At 62.9% G+C, this 18,553-nt stretch carries 19 protein-coding genes; 8 read left to right on the top strand and 11 right to left on the bottom strand.

Annotated features, from left to right (window positions below; translation table 11 throughout):
• The first annotated feature begins 230 nt into the window (after positions 1 to 230).
• Positions 231 to 944, top strand: coding sequence for an MgtC/SapB family protein (locus KSS90_RS12040; protein ID WP_217869571.1), 714 nt, complete (start codon positions 231 to 233; stop codon positions 942 to 944).
• Here the strand turns inward: KSS90_RS12040 and dksA are convergent.
• From dksA to KSS90_RS12025, 3 genes are all read right to left on the bottom strand, one after another.
• Complete coding sequence (gene dksA, locus KSS90_RS12035; protein ID WP_217869570.1) at positions 941 to 1,348, bottom strand: RNA polymerase-binding protein DksA; 408 nt, start codon at positions 1,346 to 1,348, stop codon at positions 941 to 943. The two genes, KSS90_RS12040 and dksA, sit on opposite strands and share 4 nt — an antisense overlap.
• Before the next feature lie 90 nt (positions 1,349 to 1,438).
• The gene (locus KSS90_RS12030) at positions 1,439 to 2,776 is read right to left on the bottom strand and encodes a dihydroorotase (RefSeq protein ID WP_217869569.1); all 1,338 of its coding nucleotides are present in this window, start codon (positions 2,774 to 2,776) and stop codon (positions 1,439 to 1,441) included.
• Between the two features lie 2 nt (positions 2,777 to 2,778).
• On the bottom strand, positions 2,779 to 3,339 hold the full coding sequence (locus KSS90_RS12025) for a gamma carbonic anhydrase family protein (protein WP_046855480.1): 561 nt from the start codon (positions 3,337 to 3,339) through the stop codon (positions 2,779 to 2,781).
• Positions 3,340 to 3,473: 134 nt separating this feature from the next.
• Here KSS90_RS12025 and KSS90_RS12020 point away from each other — a divergent pair, with 134 nt between their 5' ends.
• From KSS90_RS12020 to KSS90_RS12010, 3 genes are all read left to right on the top strand, one after another.
• On the top strand, positions 3,474 to 3,983 hold the full coding sequence (locus tag KSS90_RS12020; RefSeq protein WP_217869568.1) for a GNAT family N-acetyltransferase: 510 nt from the start codon (positions 3,474 to 3,476) through the stop codon (positions 3,981 to 3,983).
• 64 nt (positions 3,984 to 4,047) lie between these two features.
• A complete protein-coding gene (locus KSS90_RS12015) occupies positions 4,048 to 5,676 on the top strand; it encodes an MFS transporter (RefSeq protein ID WP_217869567.1) in 1,629 nt (542 codons plus the stop codon).
• On the top strand, positions 5,673 to 6,806 hold the full coding sequence (locus KSS90_RS12010; RefSeq protein WP_217869566.1) for an HlyD family secretion protein: 1,134 nt from the start codon (positions 5,673 to 5,675) through the stop codon (positions 6,804 to 6,806). The genes KSS90_RS12015 and KSS90_RS12010 overlap by 4 nt, the downstream gene beginning before the upstream one ends.
• 12 nt (positions 6,807 to 6,818) lie before the next feature.
• Here KSS90_RS12010 and ppk2 read toward each other — a convergent pair whose 3' ends face one another.
• On the bottom strand, positions 6,819 to 7,628 hold the full coding sequence (ppk2, locus tag KSS90_RS12005) for a polyphosphate kinase 2 (RefSeq protein ID WP_217869565.1): 810 nt from the start codon (positions 7,626 to 7,628) through the stop codon (positions 6,819 to 6,821).
• A 229-nt stretch (positions 7,629 to 7,857) separates the two neighbouring features.
• Between ppk2 and KSS90_RS12000 the strand changes: the two genes are divergently transcribed.
• Complete coding sequence (locus KSS90_RS12000) at positions 7,858 to 8,475, top strand: SEN1982 family lipoprotein (RefSeq protein WP_217869564.1); 618 nt, start codon at positions 7,858 to 7,860, stop codon at positions 8,473 to 8,475.
• A gap of 29 nt (positions 8,476 to 8,504) precedes the next feature.
• Here the strand turns inward: KSS90_RS12000 and KSS90_RS11995 are convergent, their stop codons facing one another.
• Both KSS90_RS11995 and KSS90_RS11990 read right to left on the bottom strand, forming a co-directional pair.
• The gene (locus tag KSS90_RS11995; RefSeq protein WP_217869563.1) at positions 8,505 to 9,398 is read right to left on the bottom strand and encodes an HNH endonuclease; all 894 of its coding nucleotides are present in this window, start codon (positions 9,396 to 9,398) and stop codon (positions 8,505 to 8,507) included.
• Positions 9,395 to 10,840 (bottom strand): AAA family ATPase, encoded by a 1,446-nt coding sequence (locus tag KSS90_RS11990; RefSeq protein ID WP_217869562.1) that lies wholly within the window; start codon positions 10,838 to 10,840, stop codon positions 9,395 to 9,397. The genes KSS90_RS11995 and KSS90_RS11990 overlap by 4 nt, the downstream gene beginning before the upstream one ends.
• Before the next feature lie 285 nt (positions 10,841 to 11,125).
• Here KSS90_RS11990 and KSS90_RS11985 point away from each other — a divergent pair, with 285 nt between their 5' ends.
• Entirely contained in the window at positions 11,126 to 11,341 is a 216-nt protein-coding gene (locus tag KSS90_RS11985; protein WP_217869561.1) for a DUF2790 domain-containing protein, read from the top strand.
• Positions 11,342 to 11,558: 217 nt separating this feature from the next.
• On the opposite strand, the gene KSS90_RS11980 is transcribed toward KSS90_RS11985, so the two are convergent.
• Positions 11,559 to 12,467: an NHL repeat-containing protein gene (locus KSS90_RS11980; RefSeq protein ID WP_217869560.1), complete on the bottom strand. Its 909-nt coding sequence runs from the start codon at positions 12,465 to 12,467 to the stop codon at positions 11,559 to 11,561.
• 256 nt (positions 12,468 to 12,723) lie between these two features.
• Here KSS90_RS11980 and KSS90_RS11975 point away from each other — a divergent pair, with 256 nt between their 5' ends.
• Together KSS90_RS11975 and KSS90_RS11970 are read left to right on the top strand one after the other, a co-directional pair.
• Positions 12,724 to 13,560 carry a bifunctional allantoicase/(S)-ureidoglycine aminohydrolase gene (locus KSS90_RS11975; protein ID WP_023630973.1) on the top strand — a complete coding sequence of 279 codons (837 nt, stop codon included), beginning with the start codon at positions 12,724 to 12,726 and terminating at the stop codon, positions 13,558 to 13,560.
• Positions 13,561 to 13,640: 80 nt separating this feature from the next.
• Positions 13,641 to 14,246, top strand: coding sequence for an START domain-containing protein (locus KSS90_RS11970; protein ID WP_217869559.1), 606 nt, complete (start codon positions 13,641 to 13,643; stop codon positions 14,244 to 14,246).
• Positions 14,247 to 14,249: 3 nt separating this feature from the next.
• Here KSS90_RS11970 and KSS90_RS11965 read toward each other — a convergent pair whose 3' ends face one another.
• The 4 genes from KSS90_RS11965 to KSS90_RS11950 form a co-directional block, all read right to left on the bottom strand.
• Positions 14,250 to 15,758 (bottom strand): MDR family MFS transporter, encoded by a 1,509-nt coding sequence (locus tag KSS90_RS11965; protein WP_217869558.1) that lies wholly within the window; start codon positions 15,756 to 15,758, stop codon positions 14,250 to 14,252.
• Positions 15,748 to 16,884 (bottom strand): HlyD family secretion protein, encoded by a 1,137-nt coding sequence (locus tag KSS90_RS11960; protein ID WP_217869557.1) that lies wholly within the window; start codon positions 16,882 to 16,884, stop codon positions 15,748 to 15,750. The genes KSS90_RS11965 and KSS90_RS11960 overlap by 11 nt, the downstream gene beginning before the upstream one ends.
• Positions 16,885 to 17,005: 121 nt before the next feature.
• On the bottom strand, positions 17,006 to 17,878 hold the full coding sequence (locus KSS90_RS11955) for an alpha/beta fold hydrolase (protein ID WP_217869556.1): 873 nt from the start codon (positions 17,876 to 17,878) through the stop codon (positions 17,006 to 17,008).
• An 18-nt stretch (positions 17,879 to 17,896) separates the two neighbouring features.
• Positions 17,897 to 18,517 carry a LysE family translocator gene (locus KSS90_RS11950; RefSeq protein ID WP_217869555.1) on the bottom strand — a complete coding sequence of 207 codons (621 nt, stop codon included), beginning with the start codon at positions 18,515 to 18,517 and terminating at the stop codon, positions 17,897 to 17,899.
• Positions 18,518 to 18,553 lie beyond the last annotated feature (36 nt).

Below are 18,553 nucleotides of genomic sequence, written 5' to 3'. Positions count from 1 at the left end.
AGTCGATTGCGACAGGCCCACACGGCGAGCTAGTCCGGGCAGCGTTCCTGCCACTGTCTCGCCGTACTCGGTAGACGGTGGTTTCCTTCGGCCCTCCCTGGCTGAACATTCCTCCTTGCTTCCCAGCCCTGCCATCCGGCATGGGCGTGGTCCTGCGCATTCCTTGTTTGCAATCGCGCCGTCTCAAGTCGGCGCCCATGCGGGCCATCGCCCGCGGAACGGAGTTCGCTATGGATTGGAAAATCTTTCTGCTGCGCGTCAGCGTGGCCCTGCTGCTCGGCGCCTTGATCGGTGCCGAGCGCCAACTGCGCCAGCGCCTGACGGGCCTGCGCACCAACGCCCTGGTCAGCACCGGCGCCTGCCTGTTCGTGCTGATGACCCAGGCCGTGCCGGGCATGGCGCCCACCGATGCCTCGCGCATCGCCGCCTACGTAGTGTCGGGCATCGGTTTTCTCGGCGGTGGCGTGATAATGCGCGACGGCTTCAACGTGCGTGGCCTGAACACCGCTGCCACCCTCTGGTGCACCGCCGCGGTCGGCGTGCTGTGCAGCCTTGGGCTGCTGCTGGAGGCGTCGCTGGGCAGCCTGGTGGTGTTATGCGCCAATATCCTGCTGCGTGACCTCGCCCAACGCCTGGACCGCCAGGACATGGTCCCGGCCAGCGAGGTCGAGCAGCGCTACGAAGTACGCATCGTCTGCCGCGCCGAGGACGAGATCCAGGTGCGCAGCCTGATGTTGCACAGCCTCAGCGATCCGGGCCTGCGCCTGCAGTCGCTGCACAGCGAGGACCTGGCCGACCCGGCACGCCTGGAGGTACGCGCCGAACTGCTCGGCACGCCCCAGGCACCGACCCAGCTCGAGCGCCTGGTCGGCCGCGTGAGCCTGGAGAAAGGCGTCAGCTCGGTGCGCTGGCAGTTGCAGGCTCAGGGCCTGAACATCGACTAGACGCTGTCGCGCACATGCCGCTCGCGCAGTTCCTGGCGCTCCTTGGCCTCGACGCACAGGGTAGCGGTGGGCCGCAGCAGCAGGCGGCGCAGGCCGATCGGCTCGCCGGTTTCCTCGCACCAGCCGTAGTCGCCCCGGGCCAGGCGTTCCAGCGCCTGGTCGATCTTGTCCAGCAGCTTCTTTTCCCGCTCCAGCGAGCGCAGTTGCCAGTGACGTTCCTCCTCGGCGCTGCCGATGTCGGCGGGGTCGCTGTGTATCTCCTGCTCGCGCAGGGCGCGAAACTCCTGCTCGATCCGCGTTTGCAGCTCGCCGCGCTGGGCCAGCAGCAGGTTGCGGAAGAATTGCCGCTGGGGTTCGTTCATGTAGGCGGCGGCAGGTTGTTGCAACAATTGCTCTTCAGTCATGGCAAAGTTCCGAAATGCTGGGGGCGCGCCGCGCCCCTTTCGCTGGCAAGCCAGCTCCCACAGGGGCTGCGCAGCGGCCCCTGGCTCGAATCAACGGTCGAACATCAGCGGCAACCCCTGGCACGGGTCGCGCACCTGGCCCTGGTGCCAGGCCAGTTGCCCCGAGACCACGGTGCTACGCACCACATGGTGGAAGGCGCGCTGCTGGAACGGCGTCCAGCCGCAGCGCGCCAGGATCGGGTCGTCCGCCACCGCCCGTGGCCTGGCCAAGCGCTCGACGATGGCGAAGTCCGCCCAGTACCCCTCGCGCAGGAAACCGCGCTCGCGGATGGCGAACAGCTCGGCCACCGCGTGGCTGGTCTTGGTCACCACCTGGGCCATGCTCAGCACCCCTTCGCTGACCAGTTCCAGCGCCGCCGGCAAGGCATGCTGCACCAGCGGCAGGCCAGACGGCGCACGGGTATACACGCGGCGCTTCTCCTCCAGGGTGTGCGGCGCATGGTCGGTGCCGATCACATCGATACGGTCGCGGGCCAGGGCATTGCGCAAGGCGTCGCGGTCGGTGCCGGTCTTGATCGCCGGGTTGCACTTGATCAGATGACCGAGGCTGGCGTAATCGCTGTCGTCGAACAGCAAGTGGTGCAGGCACACCTCGGCGGTGATGTGCTTGCCGCTCACCGGGCCAGGCGTGAACAACGCCAGCTCGCGCACCGTGGTCAGGTGCAGCACATGCAAGCGCGTGCCGAAGCGCCGGGCCAACTGCACCGCCAGGCTCGAGGAGCGGTAGCAGGCATCGGCATCGCGGATCAGCGGGTGCGCGGCCGGGGGGATGAACTCGCCGTGGCGCGCCCGCCACCAGCCCTCGTTCTCGAGGATGCTCGGGGTGTGCTCGCAATGGGCCAGGACGATGGTCGGCGCATAGACGAAGAGCTTTTCCAGCACCTGCGGATCGTCCACCAGCATGTCGCCGGTGGACGCGCCCATGAACACCTTGATCCCGGCCACTTCGCGAGGGTCCAGGGCGGCAATGGTGTCGAGGTTGTCGCGGCTAACGCCGAAGTGAAAGCCATAGTTGGCCCGTGAACCCGCCGCCGCCCGGCGCTTCTTGTCGGCCAGCGCCTCCAGGGTCAACGTCGGCGGGTTGGTGTTGGGCATGTCCATGTAGCTGGTGATGCCCCCGGCCACCGCCGCCCGCGACTCGCTGGCAATGCTGCCCTTGTGCGGCGCCCCCGGCTCGCGAAAATGCACTTGGTCGTCGATCATCCCCGGCAGCAGCCAGGCGCCCTTGGCATCGATCTCCAGTGCCGCGCGGGCGTTGTCTAGGCTGCCGGCTATCCGTTCGATGCGCCCATGGCGCACCAGCAGGTCGGCTTCGAATTCACGCCCCTCGTTGACCAGCCGCGCATTGCGCACCAATAGCGTGTCCATGCTCAGAACTCGTTCTGCAAGGCCTTGTAGCCCTGGACCAGGTCGATATTGGTGCGCGCCACGTCCTCGGAGAACTCCGAGGCCGACACGCTGACCGGCGGGTAGCGCTCCAGGTCGGTATGCGGGCCGATGTGCTCGGTAGGCGGCACGTAGAAGCGCGGCGGCAAGTCGCGACCGTCGACCACCGAGTTGTGCCGCACCACGCTGCCATCACCGACCTTGCAATTGAACAGCACGCTGTTGAAGCCGATGAACACCCGGTCGCCGACTTCGCACGGGCCATGGACGATGGAGCGATGGGCGATCGAGCTGTACTGGCCGATGCGCACCGCCGCGCCGGATTTGGAATGGATCACCACGCCATCCTGGATATTGGAATTGGCGCCGATGACGATTGGCTGCATGTCGCCGCTGGCGTCCACCTCGTCGGCGCGGATTACCGCATAAGGGCCGACGAACACGTTGTCGTGGATGATCACCTTGCCGCAGATGATGGCGGTGTGGTCGATATAGGCCGATTCGGCGATTTGCGGGAGATGGCCGGAGGGGTTTCTGCGGATCACGGTGAGGGTCCTGCCTGGGAGGAAGAATGCAAATGTTACGTTATAACAATTACATTGCAACAACTTCCCGTGTCGATCTGGCAAACTCCGTCTTCTTGCGCAACGACGCCCCGCCCACAGGTCTTGTCTCCACCATGCTTGTCCGCCCCACCCGCATCGAGGATGCCCCCTTGCTCCCGGCCCTGGAACGCTCCGCCGCCCAGGCTTTCCGGCAATTGCCGCACCTCGCCTGGCTGGCCGACAGCGAGGTGATGAATGAAGCCGAACACCTGGCATTCGTGAGCGAAGGTTGCAGCTGGGTCGCCGTGGATGACCAGGACCAGGCACTGGGTTTTCTCTGCGCCAGCATCGCCGACGACGCCTTGCATATCCATGAGCTGTCCGTGCGGCAAGAGGCCCAGGGCCACGGCCTGGGCCGGGGCCTGCTGGACCAGGCACGGGATACCGCTCGCCTCAAGGGCCTGGCCTGGCTGACCCTGACCACCTTCGACGATGTCCCCTGGAATGCCCCGTTCTATGCGCGCTACGGCTTCAAGCCCATCCCTGCGGCACGCTTGGACGCCCGCCTGCGCGCTATCCTCGCCAGCGAGCTGGCCCACGGCCTGGAGCACCGTTGCGCCATGCGCCTGCCGATCGACGCCTGAGCCGTATTTTCATCCCCCCGGCCATTCACGTAGAGTCTGAACACCCGCGGTAACGGACAACCTGATGGACAAGTACGCCCCCCGCCAGTGGCTGCCACACGAAAAGCCCAGCCTGCCCGGTTCGCCCTCGACGCCGCTGCACGCCCCGGCCAAGCGCCTGGCCTTCGGCGTAGTCGGCCTGCTGGTGGCAATCACCGGCGGCCTGGGCAACGCCCTGGTGGTGGCCAACCTGCCATTTCTGCAGGGCGCCCTCGGTGCCACCAGCGCGGAGATGGCCTGGCTGCCGGCGGCCTACGTGATGACCAACGTGTCGATGAACCTGCTGCTGGTGAAGTTTCGCCAGGAGTTCGGCCTGCGCGCCTTCACCGAAGTGTTCCTGGTGCTCTACGCGCTGGTCACCCTCGCCCACCTGTTCGTCAACGACCTCAACTCGGCCATCGCCGTGCGCGCCGCCCATGGCATGGTCGGCGCCGCGCTGAGTTCTCTGGGCCTGTACTACATGATCCAGGCTTTCCCCGCACAATGGCGGCTCAAGGCGATGGTCCTTGGACTGGGCGCCTCGCAGTTGGCCGTACCCTTGGCCCGGGTGTTTTCCGAAGACCTGCTGCAGATCGCCGAATGGCGCGGGCTGTATCTGTTCGAGCTGGGCCTGGCCCTGACCGCGCTGGGCTGCGTGCTGTTGCTCAAGCTACCGCCCGGCGACCGTTTCAAAACCTTCGAGCCACTGGATTTCCTCACCTTCACCCTGATGGCCAGCGGCACTGCCCTGCTCTGCGCGGCGCTGTCGCTGGGGCGCATAGACTGGTGGCTGGACGCGCCGTGGATCGGCGTCGCCCTGGCCGGCGCCATTGCCCTGATCCTCTCGGGCCTGGCCATCGAGCACAACCGCAGCAACCCTTTGCTGATGACCCGGTGGCTGGGCAGCGGCGCGATCATTCGCCTGGCACTGTGCGTGATCCTGATCCGCATGGTGATTTCCGAGCAGTCCACCGGCGCGGTGGGCTTCCTCCAGGCGCTGAACATGGGCAACGAGCAGATGCGCGCGCTGTACGCGGTGATGCTGCTGGGCGCGATCACTGGCCTTGCCACCAGCGCGTTGACCATCAACCCCACGCACCTGGTACTGCCGCTGTTCATCTCCCTGGCCGCGATGGCCACCGGCGCGTTCATGGACAGTGGCTCGAGCAACCTGACCCGCCCCGCGCAGATGTACCTGAGCCAGTTCCTGCTGGCCTTCGGCAGCACCTTCTTCGTCGGCCCGTCGATGGCGCTGGGCATCAGCCATGTGCGCGCCAACCCGCGCAACCTGGTGAGCTTCTCGGTGCTGTTCGGTATCTGCAACAACCTCGGCGGGCTGATCGGCTCGGCGCTGCTGGGCACCTTCCAGACGGTGCGGGAGAAATTCCACTCCAGCCAGCTGATGGACCGCCTGGGTGCCCTGGACCCCCTGGTCAGCGCCCGGGTCCAGGGAGGCGGCGCCGGTTATGCCGGGGTGCTGGCCGACCCTGCGCTGCGCAACGAAGCCGGCATGCGCCTGCTGGCCAACGCCGCGACCCGCGAGGCCAATGTGCTGGCCTACAACGATGTGTTCATGCTGATCGGCGCCATCGCTATCCTGACCATGATCTGGATCTTCATCCGCAGCCTGTACCTGCGCTATACCCACTCCACCAGCGGTGCCTCCAACCGATGACCCAGGAAACGCCAACGACCACCACCACCGCCATCGCCGAAACTCCGGAAGGCAGCGCGCCCCCGAGCGAGCCGACCAGCCCGGCGCGTACCCGGCGGGTACGCCTGCTGTCGTCGCTGAGCTTCGCCGCCGTGGCCCTGGCCGGCATCCTGCTGGTGCTCTACGCCTGGCGCCTGCCGCCGTTCAGCAGCGCCATCGAAAGCACCGAGAACGCGCTGGTGCGCGGCCAGGTGACGATCATCGGCCCTCAGCTGGGCGGCTACATCGTCGAGGTGCCGGTGCATGACTTCCAGTTCGTCAAACAGGGCGACCTGCTGGTGCGCCTGGACGACCGCATCTACACCCAGCGCCTTGCCCAGGCCGTTGCCCAGCTCAAGCAGCAACAGGCGGCGCTGGCCAACAACCTGCAGCAGCGCAACAGCGCCGAGGCCACCATTGCCCAGCGCCAGGCCGCGATCGCCGACGCCGCCGCCCAGGCCGACAAGGCCCGCGCCGACCTGCAACGTAACCAGGCGCTGGTAAGCGACGGCTCGGTGTCGCGCCGCGAACTGGACCTGAGTCGCGCCAGCCAGGCCGCCGCCGTCGCCAGCCTGGCCCAGGCCAGGGCCGCACTGGAAATCGCCCGCCAGGACCGCGAGACGGTGATCGTCAACCGCGCCGCGCTGGAGGCCTCGGTAGAAAACGCCAAGGCCGCGGTGGAACTGGCTCGCATCGACCTGGACAACACTCGGGTCAAGGCCCCGCGCGACGGCCAGCTGGGGCAGATCGGCACCCGCCTGGGCGCCTACGTCAACCCCGGCGCGCAGTTGATGGCGCTGGTGCCGGATACCCTGTGGGTGATCGCCAACCTGAAGGAAACGCAGATGGCCAACGTGCGCATCGGCCAACCCGCCACCTTCACCGTCGATGCCCTCAACCATCTGAAGCTGCACGGCCACGTGCAGCAGATCTCTCCGGCCACCGGTTCTGAGTTCGCCCTGCTGCAGGCCGACAACGCCACTGGCAACTTCGTCAAGATCGCCCAGCGCATTCCGGTGCGGATCACCGTCGATGGCGATCAGCCCGAAGCCAGGCACCTGCGGCCAGGAATGTCGGTGGTGGTGAGCATCGATACCCGCAAGGCGCAGTAAACGGCGGCGGGTTCAGAACCGCTGCGCCACCATCTTGAAAGGATAAGGCTGTGCCTTGTACTTGCCGATCTTGCCGCGCTTGGGTAGCGACACCTTGTGCTCTGGACTGAGGTTCTTGTACGGGATCTGCTGCAACAGGTGGCTGATGATGTTCAGCCGCGCCTTGCGTTTGTCCTCCGAGCGCGCCATGTACCAGGGTGCCCAGGAGGAGTCGGAGGCGGCGAACATGTCGTCGCGGGCGCGGGTGTAGTCGTCCCAGCGGTTGTAGGACTTGACGTCCATCGGCGACAGCTTCCACAACTTGCGCCCGTCACTGATGCGGTCCTGCAGGCGACGGGTCTGCTCCTCGGCACTGACCTCGAGCCAATACTTGATGAGGATGATCCCCGACTCGACCATCATCCGCTCGAACATCGGCACCACGCTGAGGAACTTGTGGGCCTGCTCGTCGCTGCAGAAGCCCATCACCCGCTCCACCCCGGCGCGGTTGTACCAGCTGCGATCGAAGATCACCACCTCGCCCGCCGCCGGCAGGTGGGTCAGGTAGCGCTGGGCGTACATCTGGGTCTTCTCGCGCTCGGTCGGCGCCGGCAGCGCCACCACGCGGAACACCCGTGGGCTGACGCGCTCGGTGATGGCCTTGATGGTGCCGCCCTTGCCCGCGCCATCCCGGCCTTCGAAGACGATGCATACTTTCAGGCCCTTCTCCACCACCCATTGCTGAAGCTTGACCAGCTCCACGTGCAGCCGCCTGAGTTCCGCCTCGTAGGTCTTGCGTCCGAGTTTCTCGTCGCCCTCAACCTTGCGCTTGCCCTTGGCCATCGCTTGCTCCTCTTTGCCCGCTTCAGGTCGCCCCGACAGTGCCGGGGCGCAATCAGAGGAGTATGGCTGAACGCCCACCCTTTGCCGGTTGGCCGCCGGTCGTTGCCAGCAGCAGGCTTTGCCAAACAGCGCACAGCACGGGCGATATGTCGACTTGCCACGATTGCGGCCGCTCTGGCGCGCGGGTTCTAATCCTGGCCTGCAATTGGCAACTCAAGGAAGTCTCACGATGGACAGGAAGATCATCCCACTGGCTCTGCTGGCAGCACTGGTCGGCTGCTCGGACGGCCAGCAGCCCAGTGAAACCGAGCTGCGCCAGACCGCCCAAGCCTACCTCGATACTCAATACCCACGCTGTTTCGTGATCAGCGCCTTTCCCACCCGCACCCGTGACTTCGATGTGGAAGGCACCAATAAAGCCTTGCACGCCCTGGCCCAGGTCGGGGTGGTCAGCGAACGTGAAGTTGCCCGCACCGAAGTGCCGGAGCGTCTCTGGCAACCGGCGCGCACCGACATCTACTACGCCTACGACCTGACCGACGAGGGCCGCCGCTACTACAAGGCCGATGCGGGGCGCAAGGCGAACGGCGCGAGCACTGGCGGGCTGTGCTTCGGCAAGGCTCAGGTCACCGCTATCAAAAGCTTCAGCACGCCAGTCGAACACAATGGGCGCCGACAATCCGAGCTGACCTACAGTTACCAGATCACCGAGCTACCAGTCTGGGCGGGCGATGCCGCGGTTCAGTCCGACATCGTCGGGCTCGGCCAAGTGGCCACCAGCGTCGGCAAACCCCTGAATGAGACCCGGGTTATGGTAATGACCAGCATAGGATGGGCGATCGATTGAGGGGCGCCGCACTTTAAGTTGCTTCTATCTCAAAGGCCTAATTCGTCCTGAAGCGTATGGCCTTTGATACACCTCACCATGTGCTCGACAAAAAGCTCTGCCCCCGCCATTTCTTTAAGTAGTACGCATTGCCAATGGTTTACGCCATAGCGCTCCACCATTCGGCCATACTGTTCAAGCATCGAGATTTTGAGCCGCTGGGTGGTTAAGTCCTTGGAGTAAGAGAGGATTGAGTCGATCGTTGTGGTGATGAAATCATTTGAATTCTCCTTGTAGCGACCAAGCAACTCCAGTCGTTCATAATGAGCAGAAATCACGCTGAACAAGCCATCAGAAATAGCACCATCCTGCTCCAGGCGATACTCCACGCCAGGCAAATTATTATCATAACTAAAGCGGCAGTGAAGAAATTGCCGATCCGGCAATTGATCCAAGTAAAAATTTAAAATCTTTCGCTCACCATCTACCTTCCAGTAATTACCCTTTTTCTTATTGCAACGCCCACAGGAGGGAATTAGGTTAAGGCTAAAAACCGCATATTCCGCGTAATCGTCCTTGGGCAGATAGTGGTCCGTCTCATCAACCCCCGAAATACCACAATAGGGGCATAGGTTTTGCCAGTCTTGCGACTGTGAATTCTTTATTTCCGCCTTTAGTCCGTCAAGCACGCTCCCGCCTGAACTATAAGCCCACAACAACGATTCCTTCTCCACGCCTACGAAGCTAGAGCTATCTATCGAGTGAAGTGCTTGCCGATCAAAACAGCCTTGATAATGTAAGTACTTCAATCTCACTTGATCCTGCAACCTGACCAGCGTCTCCTTCTTTGTATTAGGCTGACCTTTTACGGTATTGTTTTTCGAATCGACAATTTGCCTAAAATACTCATACCCAGGGCGTTGCAGCGCTTGAAAGTTCTTCATTTTTCATAGCACCCTTTGAGGAACACCATAGCGTTCAAGCTAAGACGCCCATCGAATAAACCCTGCACTTCATCAAGGCTGTGTTTTTCCGATAATCTTTTCAGTACACCTCTATAATCGTTCTCCACTCCAGCCAAAGAAAAAACATTCTTCGTAATATTTGAAATATTTTCCCCAAACGTTTCCAGCTCAACACTTCGTACGTTTGGCACGGAGCCGACACGCTCGAATACGTTCACATACCGCGAAGGGATTTCTTGAAGAATGACTGGCGAATGGGTCGCCATGATCGCATAGGAACCAAATTTCTCGAGCACAAAACGAAACATTGTCACCATGTTCGAAATCGCTCGAGGGTGCAAGTGAACCTCAGGCTCATCAAACAGTATCAGCGAATCTTTCTGAATACTTGCCACTATCTCCGTAATCACATACAGCAATACGCTTTGCCCCGAGCTTAGGTGCCCATCACTATTTCTCGACACCCTTCCAAATGCTTCATTCTCGAACAAATCCAGATAAATAGCGTCAACTATATCCCGAGCCATGATAAGCTTTAAAGCGCTGTACCATTCGCCCACCCTGTTCTGCTTCTGAATCCGATCACACGCACTAGCATAGATCGCGTCCATTTTTTTCGGCGTCAAAAAACCACTTTCATCCCTCAGCCCACAGTACTTATAACTGAACGTTTTTTTCGACTTGGGCCGACGAAAATTATCAAACGCGCTGTAGGAGATCGCGATAATTTTACTGAACAAAGGCCGCGACCCAGAAAACACTCCATCCGACTCTTCACCACTTAACGCCAATGCCATCTTGGATAAATACTGTGTTTTTCCCGCACCATTCTCTCCAATCACAGCAATGATGCGGTTCGGCAAGCCCGAATGTTCTTTAAAGTTGAAACTCGCTGCGTGCTCACCAGGCGCGTTGCCAACCTTGCAACTGAACGTAAACTCGAAAGCGTCTTCATATTCAGCCCCTTCGAGAACGTTCCTTCCACGATGAAGCGCCTGCTCGGCTTCACTGAAGCGAATCAGTGAGCCCTTATACTCATCCAGCCGTTCAAACTGCTCCCTCAGGCCGACACTCGTCGCCAAGTCATTTATTCGTTCAAGGAGATTGGCCGCGTCCTCCGATGAGAAATAGCTCGCCACAGTGCGATAAAAATCTAGATCCTGGCCAAGCGATGCAAAATTATCTGGTAACTGGGGATCACCTGACGGCACATTGATGTACCCCGCCCCACCATAATCTTCAGGGTTAGACGATATGACTTTTATCTTACCGAGCCTGACGCTTTTTGATGCTGATTCATGCACCCACATGGTGAACAGCGTTTTGCGCCCGTAGTCATCCCAATGCTGGGAATCAAGATTAATGAATGGATAGTCAGCAATTGAAACCAATGACTTCTTGTCTAAGGAATATATTTTCACGTGATCTCTCGCACTCTATTTTCCCGCTTTCATAGGCAGCATCATCACTTATATGGTGAGGAACCGAAGCATGTGACTTACCTACCAGCAGCCTGACCTTGCTATCAATATGCCACTGCCGCAACGAATCATACAGCCCAACGAGCATGCAACCTTCACAGGTTCTAGGTTGACGCTGTAGCGAGTGCAGGCTCCTTAACGTTGAGAAAATTCCCGGACGCCATCCTTGCCTCAACCCGACTGCCAAGCAGCCGGCTTTCAAGTCAATCGATGGAGACTCCAGTGATGAAAACCGTAGCGGTTGTACTCACCCTGCTGGCAACGATTTCGGCCACCTCGGCGTTTGCCGAAGGCGGTGCCGATCGTCTCAAGGAGCGTAGCGCTCAGTGGGCGCTGCAGCGTCAGCAGGCTGAACAGGTTGTCAAGGGTGACGATGCTTCACCTGCTCAGCAGCAGGTTGGCCGGGAAGTGCGAGGCAACCAGGAAATGCCTTCCAGCTGAAATGTCTTGGGACGGGATGCGGGGAGCGAGAGCACTGCTTGACTACTTTGTATGCGCATTCATAGACGATGCCTACATTACGACGGCATCGTCAATGAGTGCGCAACTAACGTCCAAAAACACCCAACAACAAAGTGAAACAAACTACCAATCCGCTATATCTTGAGCGTTGATTTAGGGCCCACTGCAAGCATGCACATTGCCTCGTGTGCTCGGCTCAAGCCTTCGGCACCCGTGGCGCCGCTTCAGTCTGCGCAGTACTCGCCGCGACCGGCGGCGTCAGGCGCAACACCCGATCCCGTCCCCCCTCAGCGAGCAAGTACCCGCCGTTACCGTCCGGAACGATGGCCTGAGGCGCCTTCAGGTAGCTCAGAACAGTGTGGCGCGTACCATCGCCATCGATACGCAGCAGCCGCGCGCGGTGGGTCGAATCTTCACTGATCCACAAACCACGCTGGTCGCAAAGCAGGAAGGTCGGATTGCGCAAACCTTCGACCACCACCGGATCATCCCCGTCATCGCCCAGCGCACGGATCTTGCCAGTGGCTTTCTCGGTATACAGCAGGCGCCCATCGGCGCAACGAGCCAAGCCCTCGGTTTCAGTCAGGCCCGAGCGCAACACATCAAGCTCACCACTCTGCCAGTCGTAACGCATCAACCGGCCATCACCCTTGCGATCCTCGATGGCGTAGAGGTGCTGGCCATCGTTGTACAACCCCTGCACATTATTACCTTCGAACAGCTGGCTGACCTGGCCATCGCGCGACACGCTGACCGGCGCCCCACCGACCTCCTGGCTGAACGCCCAGCCACCGTCGACGGCAACCATGCCGTCCGGCTTGGACAGGCCCTCGAGCACCACCACCCGATCCCCCTCCGCGGTAATGCGCAGGATGCTGCCTTTGCCGCCGTTGAGCTCGCGGCTGACCAGCAGGCTGCCGTCGGCCTGGGGCAGCAGAGAGGCGGCCCGGGTCACCGAGTTGTGCAATACCTGTACGCCCCAGCCTTCGGCGGCCTGCACCGGATAGAACGTCTGCCAAGCGAAGAAGCCCAGGGTGCAGGACATCAGGCCCGCGGTAGTCGCCAGGGCGAGGCGGAAACCGCGTTTGCGCAGCACATGGATCATCGAATCGGCTCCTAGAAAGTGCCGGCGATGCTAGCAAGGTGATGTGAAAAATATGTCATGACCAAGAAGCCAGAGAACTTTCCTACTCGCGCAAGATTGTGCAGACGCTTCTGGATTCAATAATTGAATACCGAGTATTTCAACATTTAATTTGTGGATGCCACGCCCTGCCCCCTATGCTGTCCCGGCATCCCCTGCACGCACCGGCCGGTGTGGTCCAAGGCATGGGGAGAGAACAACAAAGTCGAGACCGTTCATGTCGAAACCTTCCTACTTCGCCCCCCACGGTGGGCACCCGGCTCAGACCGAGCTGCTGACTGACCGTGCCATGTTCACCGAAGCCTATGCCGTGATCCCCAAGGGCGTGATGCGTGACATCGTCACCAGCCACCTGCCGTTCTGGGACAAGATGCGCATGTGGGTCATCGCCCGCCCGCTGACCGGTTTCGCCGAGACCTTCTCGCAGTACATCGTCGAAGTCGCTCCAGAGGGCGGCAGCGAGCGCCCTGAACTGGACCCGAACGCCGAAGCGGTGCTGTTCGTGGTCGAAGGCGAGATCGACGTCACCGTCGAAGGCAAGCACCACACCCTCGTGCCGGGCGGCTATGCCTTCCTCGCCCCCGGCGCCGACTGGAGCCTGCGCAACAACAGCAAGGCCAACGTCACCTTCCACTGGCTGCGCAAGCACTACCAGAAGGTCGAAGGCCTGCCGGTTCCCGAGTCGTTCGTCACTCACCGCGACAACGCCACGGTCATCGAGATGCCGGGCACCGAAGGCGCTTGGAAGACCACTCGCTTCGTCGACATGGCCGACATGCGCCACGACATGCACGTGAACATCGTGACCTTCCAGCCGGGCGGCGTGATCCCGTTCGCCGAGACCCACGTCATGGAACACGGCCTGTACGTCCTGGAAGGCAAGGCGGTGTACCGCCTGAACCAGGACTGGGTCGAGGTGGAAGCCGGTGACTTCATGTGGCTGCGCGCCTTCTGCCCGCAAGCTTGCTACTCCGGCGGCCCAGGCCCGTTCAGCTACCTGCTGTACAAGGACGTCAACCGTCACGTGCATCTGACGCTCAACCCGCAGCGTTGATGATTTTGCAGGAGCGGCAGCCCGCCGCTCCTGCAGTCTTGAGCCATACTGAGCGGACAGCCCTTTCCCGGCGTCCCGCCATGCCCCTCCATCGCCTTCTACTTGTCCTGCTGCTCCTGCTGCCGGGCGCGTTGCCGTGGGCAGACGACTGGCAACTCGCGCATCAGGAAGACGGCATCGATGTCTACCTGGCCAGCGTCGACGGTTCGGCCTACCAGCAATTTCGCGGCGTCACCCGGATCAAGGCCAGCGTCCGTACCCTGAGCGACCTGCAGGAAAACCTGCGCGTGGCCTGCAAATGGCTGTACGCCTGCGCCGACATGCGCCTGCTGGAAGTGGACGGCGATATCACCTGGGTCTACCTGACAACCGCCCTGCCCTGGCCGGCCAAGCCCAGGGACATGGTGCTCAAGGTGCGTACCGAGCGCCTGGACGACGACTCGCTGGTGCGCCACCTGAGCGCCGAGCCCGGGCGGGTGCCGGCCGAACCCGGGCTGATCCGCGTGCGCCGGCTCAGCGGCGAATGGATCATGCGCCCCTTGGGCGAGCGCGAGACCGAGGTCACCTACCAGCTGCGTGCCGACCCGGCCGGTGATGTGCCGGGCTGGCTGGCCAACCGCTTCGTGGTGGATGCACCGATGGTCACCCTGCGCACCCTGCGCGCCGTGGCCGAACGCCAGCCGTAAAACTCATCGGCTGCGCAGCAGCAGCGACGCCGCGGCGCAGGCCAGCAGCGCCACGCACGACAGGTAGAACGCATCCGAATAGGCCATCAGGTACGCCTGCTCGCGCACGCTCTGGTCGATCAACGCCAGCGTCTGCATGACCTGCGGCGACTGCGGGTCGACCATGCCGCCCGGCAGGCGCTGTTGCAGCGCGCCGTCGAACAGCGTCAGCCCTTCGCCGACCCGCACCGAATGAAAACGCTCGCGCTGCGACACCAGCTGTGTCAGCAGCGCCGTGCCCAGCGCGCCACCGAGGTTGCGCAGCATCGAGATCAGCGCCGAGGCCGAGCCGGCCTGGGCCTTGTCCAGGCCCTTCACCGCCAGCACCGACAGCGCCACCATGATCAACGGCTGGCCGATGCCACGCACCACGGTCGAGGGAATGATAACGTTGCTGCCCGAGTCCACTGTCAGCGTCGATCCCAGCCAACAGCCCAGGGCCATGATGGCGAAGCCGCTGGCCACCAGCAGCTTGGCGTTGAGCCAGCGCATCAGCCGTGGCAGCAACGGCGCCAGCAGCAGTTGCACCATGCCGTAGGCGATCAGGCTCTTGCCGATCTCGCTGGCGCTGTAGCCCTGGACCAGCGACAGGTAGTTGGGTACCAGGAACACCAGACCGAAAGTGGCCGCGCCGAACACCGCCATGGCCAGGCTCGACACGCCGAAGTTGTAGCTGCCCAGCAACCGCAGGTTGATGAACGGCCGTTCCCCCCACAATTGGCGCTGGATGAACAGGGCCAGGGCGATCACCGCGACGATGCTGAAACCGACGATGAAGCGGGACTCGAACCAGTCCTTGCGCCCGCCCTCCTCCAGCACCACTTGCAACGCCCCCAGCCCCAGTGCCATGGCCGCGATGCCCAGCCAGTCGGCCCGACGCAGGGCAGCGCGATCACCGGCCTGACCTTTGATCGACCAAGCCACTGCTGCCAGCAGCGCCACACCCGGCGGCAACTGCAGGAGGAAGATCCAGCGCCAGGAATACATGTCGGTGAGCCAGCCGCCGATCGACGGGCCGGCGGCCTGGGCCACGCTGTTGGACAGGCTGAACAGCGCCATCCCCAGCGCCAGGCGGCTGGCCGGCAACTCGGTAATGATCAGTTGCATCGACAACGGGATCAGCACCGCGCCCGAAGCGCCCTGGATCACCCGCAAGGCGATCATCGCCTCCAGGCTGCCAGCCATGGCGCAGCTCACCGAGCTGACCAGGAACACCGCCGAACCCACCAGCATCACCCGGCGCAGCGAGAACACCTGCACCAGCCAGGCGGTCAGCGGGATCATGCTGATCTCGGCCACCAGGTAGGCGGTGGAAATCCAGGATCCCTCCTCGAAGCTGGCCCCCAGCGCGCCCTCGATCTCAGGCAGGGCAGCGCTGGTGACATGCACGTTCATGCCAGCCATGAAGCAGCCGAACAAGCCGCCGATCACCGCCACCCAGGCGCGCAGGGAGACTTTGTCCTCAGCGCTCATGGCGGGCCTGCCGGGTGTCGACGGTGGCGATCACCGACATGCCGGGCAGCAGCCGTGGGCTGTCTTCGCCCTCCGGATCGAGTTGGATACGCACCGGGAAACGCTGAACGATCTTGGTGAAGTTGCCGGTGGCGTTGTCCGGCGGCAGCAAGGCGAACACGGCGCCGGAGCCTGGCGAGACGCTGTCCACCGTGCCGCGCCAGTGTTGGCCGAAAGTGTCAACCTCCAGCGTCACCGCCTGGCCGGGACGCATGTGCGCGAGCTGGGTTTCCTTGAAATTGGCGACCACATACGCTTGCGTCACCGGCACTACCGCCAACAACGGCAGGCCGGGGGTGACGTACTGCTGTTGGCGCACCTTGCGCTGGCCGACCACGCCATCGAAGGGCGCGCGGATCTCGGTGTCGGCCAGGGCACTGCGGGCCAGGTCGGCGTCGGCACGGGCCTGGTCGAGGTCGGCCTGGCGCTGCAGCAGTTCGGCTTCCAGTTGCTTGCCCTGCTGCTCCAGCATCGCCTTGCGCGCATGCTGGCGGGCCAGTTCGGCATCGGCGGCGCGCTGCAGCGCCTGAGACTGGATGCGGGTGGCGCGGGCCTGCTCCATCCGCTGCACACTGACCGCTTGCCATTGCGCCAGGTGCTGGTAACGCTGCCAGTCGGCTTCGGCCCGTTGCGCCTCGCCTCGGCTACCGCCGCGTTCGGCATCGGCGCGGGCGATAGCGTGAGTCTGTTCATCTTGCTCGGCGACGAAAGCGCGCAGGCGCATACGCTGCACCTGCAACGCCGCCTCGCTCACCGCCAGGTGCGCCTCGGCCTTGCGCAGGCGGTCACGAAAGTCCCGCCCGTCCAGGCGTACCAACAGGTCGCCAGCCTTGACCGTGGCGTTGTCCGCCACCGCCACCTCGGCCACATAGCCGCTGACCCGCGCGCTGATCGGCGCCCAATCGGCGCGCACGTAGGCATCGTCGGTCTGCTCCAGAAAACGGCCGTCGAGCCACCAGTAAGCGGCATAGGCCGCCACCAGCAATCCCACCCCCCCGGCCAGGCCGAAACGCAGTAGACGCTGGCGGCGCCGGGCGCGGATTTGCTCGAGGGTGTATTGGGAATCTGGGCTGACCGCCTGGTTCATGCTGGGCTCCATCCGGTGGGGGGAGCGCCAGAGTACGGAATCCGGACTTGTCGTTCGCTCGCGAATAGGTAGCCAATCGTCGTGAAATGGACAACGAATAAGTCCCGCGAGGAATCACGTTTCAGTGCTGCAAATACGCCACGACCTGTTCGGTAGCCGTTATCGGATCCTCCTGCATGAAACAGTGCCCACCTGCCACTTGCTGCGCGCTCACCCGGCCATTGAGCGCTACCAGGCGCTGCACCGAGTGCGGCACGAACGGATAGGTCTGCTCGCCGTACAGAATCCGCGTCGGCGTCTGGATACGGCCCAGCTGCTGCCACATGCGTTCGGGGAACGAGCTGAAGATTTCCACCTCGCGGCTGGGCCGGCACTTGAGCACCACCCCCTCCCCGCAATCGCCGATGGCATGCTCCACATAGGCCTGCAACGCCGCGTCGCTCCAACCCTTGAAGATGCCGCGCCCCTGCAGCGAGGCCTGGGCCGCTTCGCGGTCGGGCCAATGGCTGCGCCGGGTAGCCGCCTTGCGCGCCAAGGCATGACGCCGGTGCAGGCCGACCATGGCAGCGGCGCCCATCACGCCGATCATGCGCCGGCTGAACAGGACCGGATCGAGCAACACCGCACGCTGGAACAGCTGCGGCTCGGCGGCCAGGATCAAGCCGGTAAGCACGCCGCCGAAACTGTGGCCCAGGGCAAAGCGCGGCACGTCGCAGTATTCGCCACGCCCAGCCTCGAAGGCCTCCACCGCCAATGCTGCGGTGCGGTTCCAGCCAAGGAACACGCCACCATGGTCGCTGTCACCATGGCCCTGGACATCGCTCAGCCACAGGTCGAAATGTTCGCCCAGGCGCATCAGCATGGGCTGATAGGCCAGGCTGCAGAAGCCGTTGCCATGCAAAAAATGCAGCAGCGGCCTACCGCTGGCGGGGGTTCGCCATCCGCGCAGGGTGAAGCCTTCGGCGCATTCATGGGACCAGGGAATCAACTCCATCGACTGCACTCATCGGCTCTAGGAAAACGCCGATTCTACAAACAGCAGCGGATACAGTGAAATCACCAGCAGCACGGCCATCAGGACATTGAACAGCACCACCGCGCGCGGATTGCGCAGCAGGTTGCGCAAGGCACTGCCGAACATCACCCAGATGCCGACGCTGGGCAGGTTCACCAGGGCGAACACCGTGGCGATGACGATCACGTTGAACACGTAGCCCTGGGCCGGGGTATAGGTGGTGATCGCCCCGATCGCCATCACCCAGGCCTTGGGATTGACCCACTGGAACGCGGCCGCACCCCAGAACCCCAGCGGCTTGCGGCTGCCATTGGTATCAGCGGACATCGGTCCGGAGGTGGCGATCTTCCAGGCCAGGTACAACAGGTAGGCCGCGCCCGCGTAGCGCAGGATGCTGTACAACGGTGGCCAGGCCTTGAACACCTCGCCCAGCCCGAGGCCCACCGCCAGCACCATCACCATGAACCCGACACTGATGCCCAGCGCATGGGGAATAGTGCGGCGCACACCGAAGTTGACCCCCGAGGCCAGCAGCATGGTGTTGTTCGGACCGGGGGTAATGGAAGAGACGAAGGCGAACAGGACGAACGCGCTGAGCAGATCGAGCGAGGCAAGCATGGCGGCGGTTTCCGGCTTTTCTGATTATCGAAATGC

Origin of the sequence: Pseudomonas maumuensis (assembly GCF_019139675.1) — a bacterium.
In the GTDB taxonomy this organism is placed as follows: Bacteria; Pseudomonadota; Gammaproteobacteria; order Pseudomonadales; family Pseudomonadaceae; genus Aquipseudomonas; species Aquipseudomonas maumuensis.
This window is presented reverse-complemented; position numbering and strand designations above follow the sequence as displayed.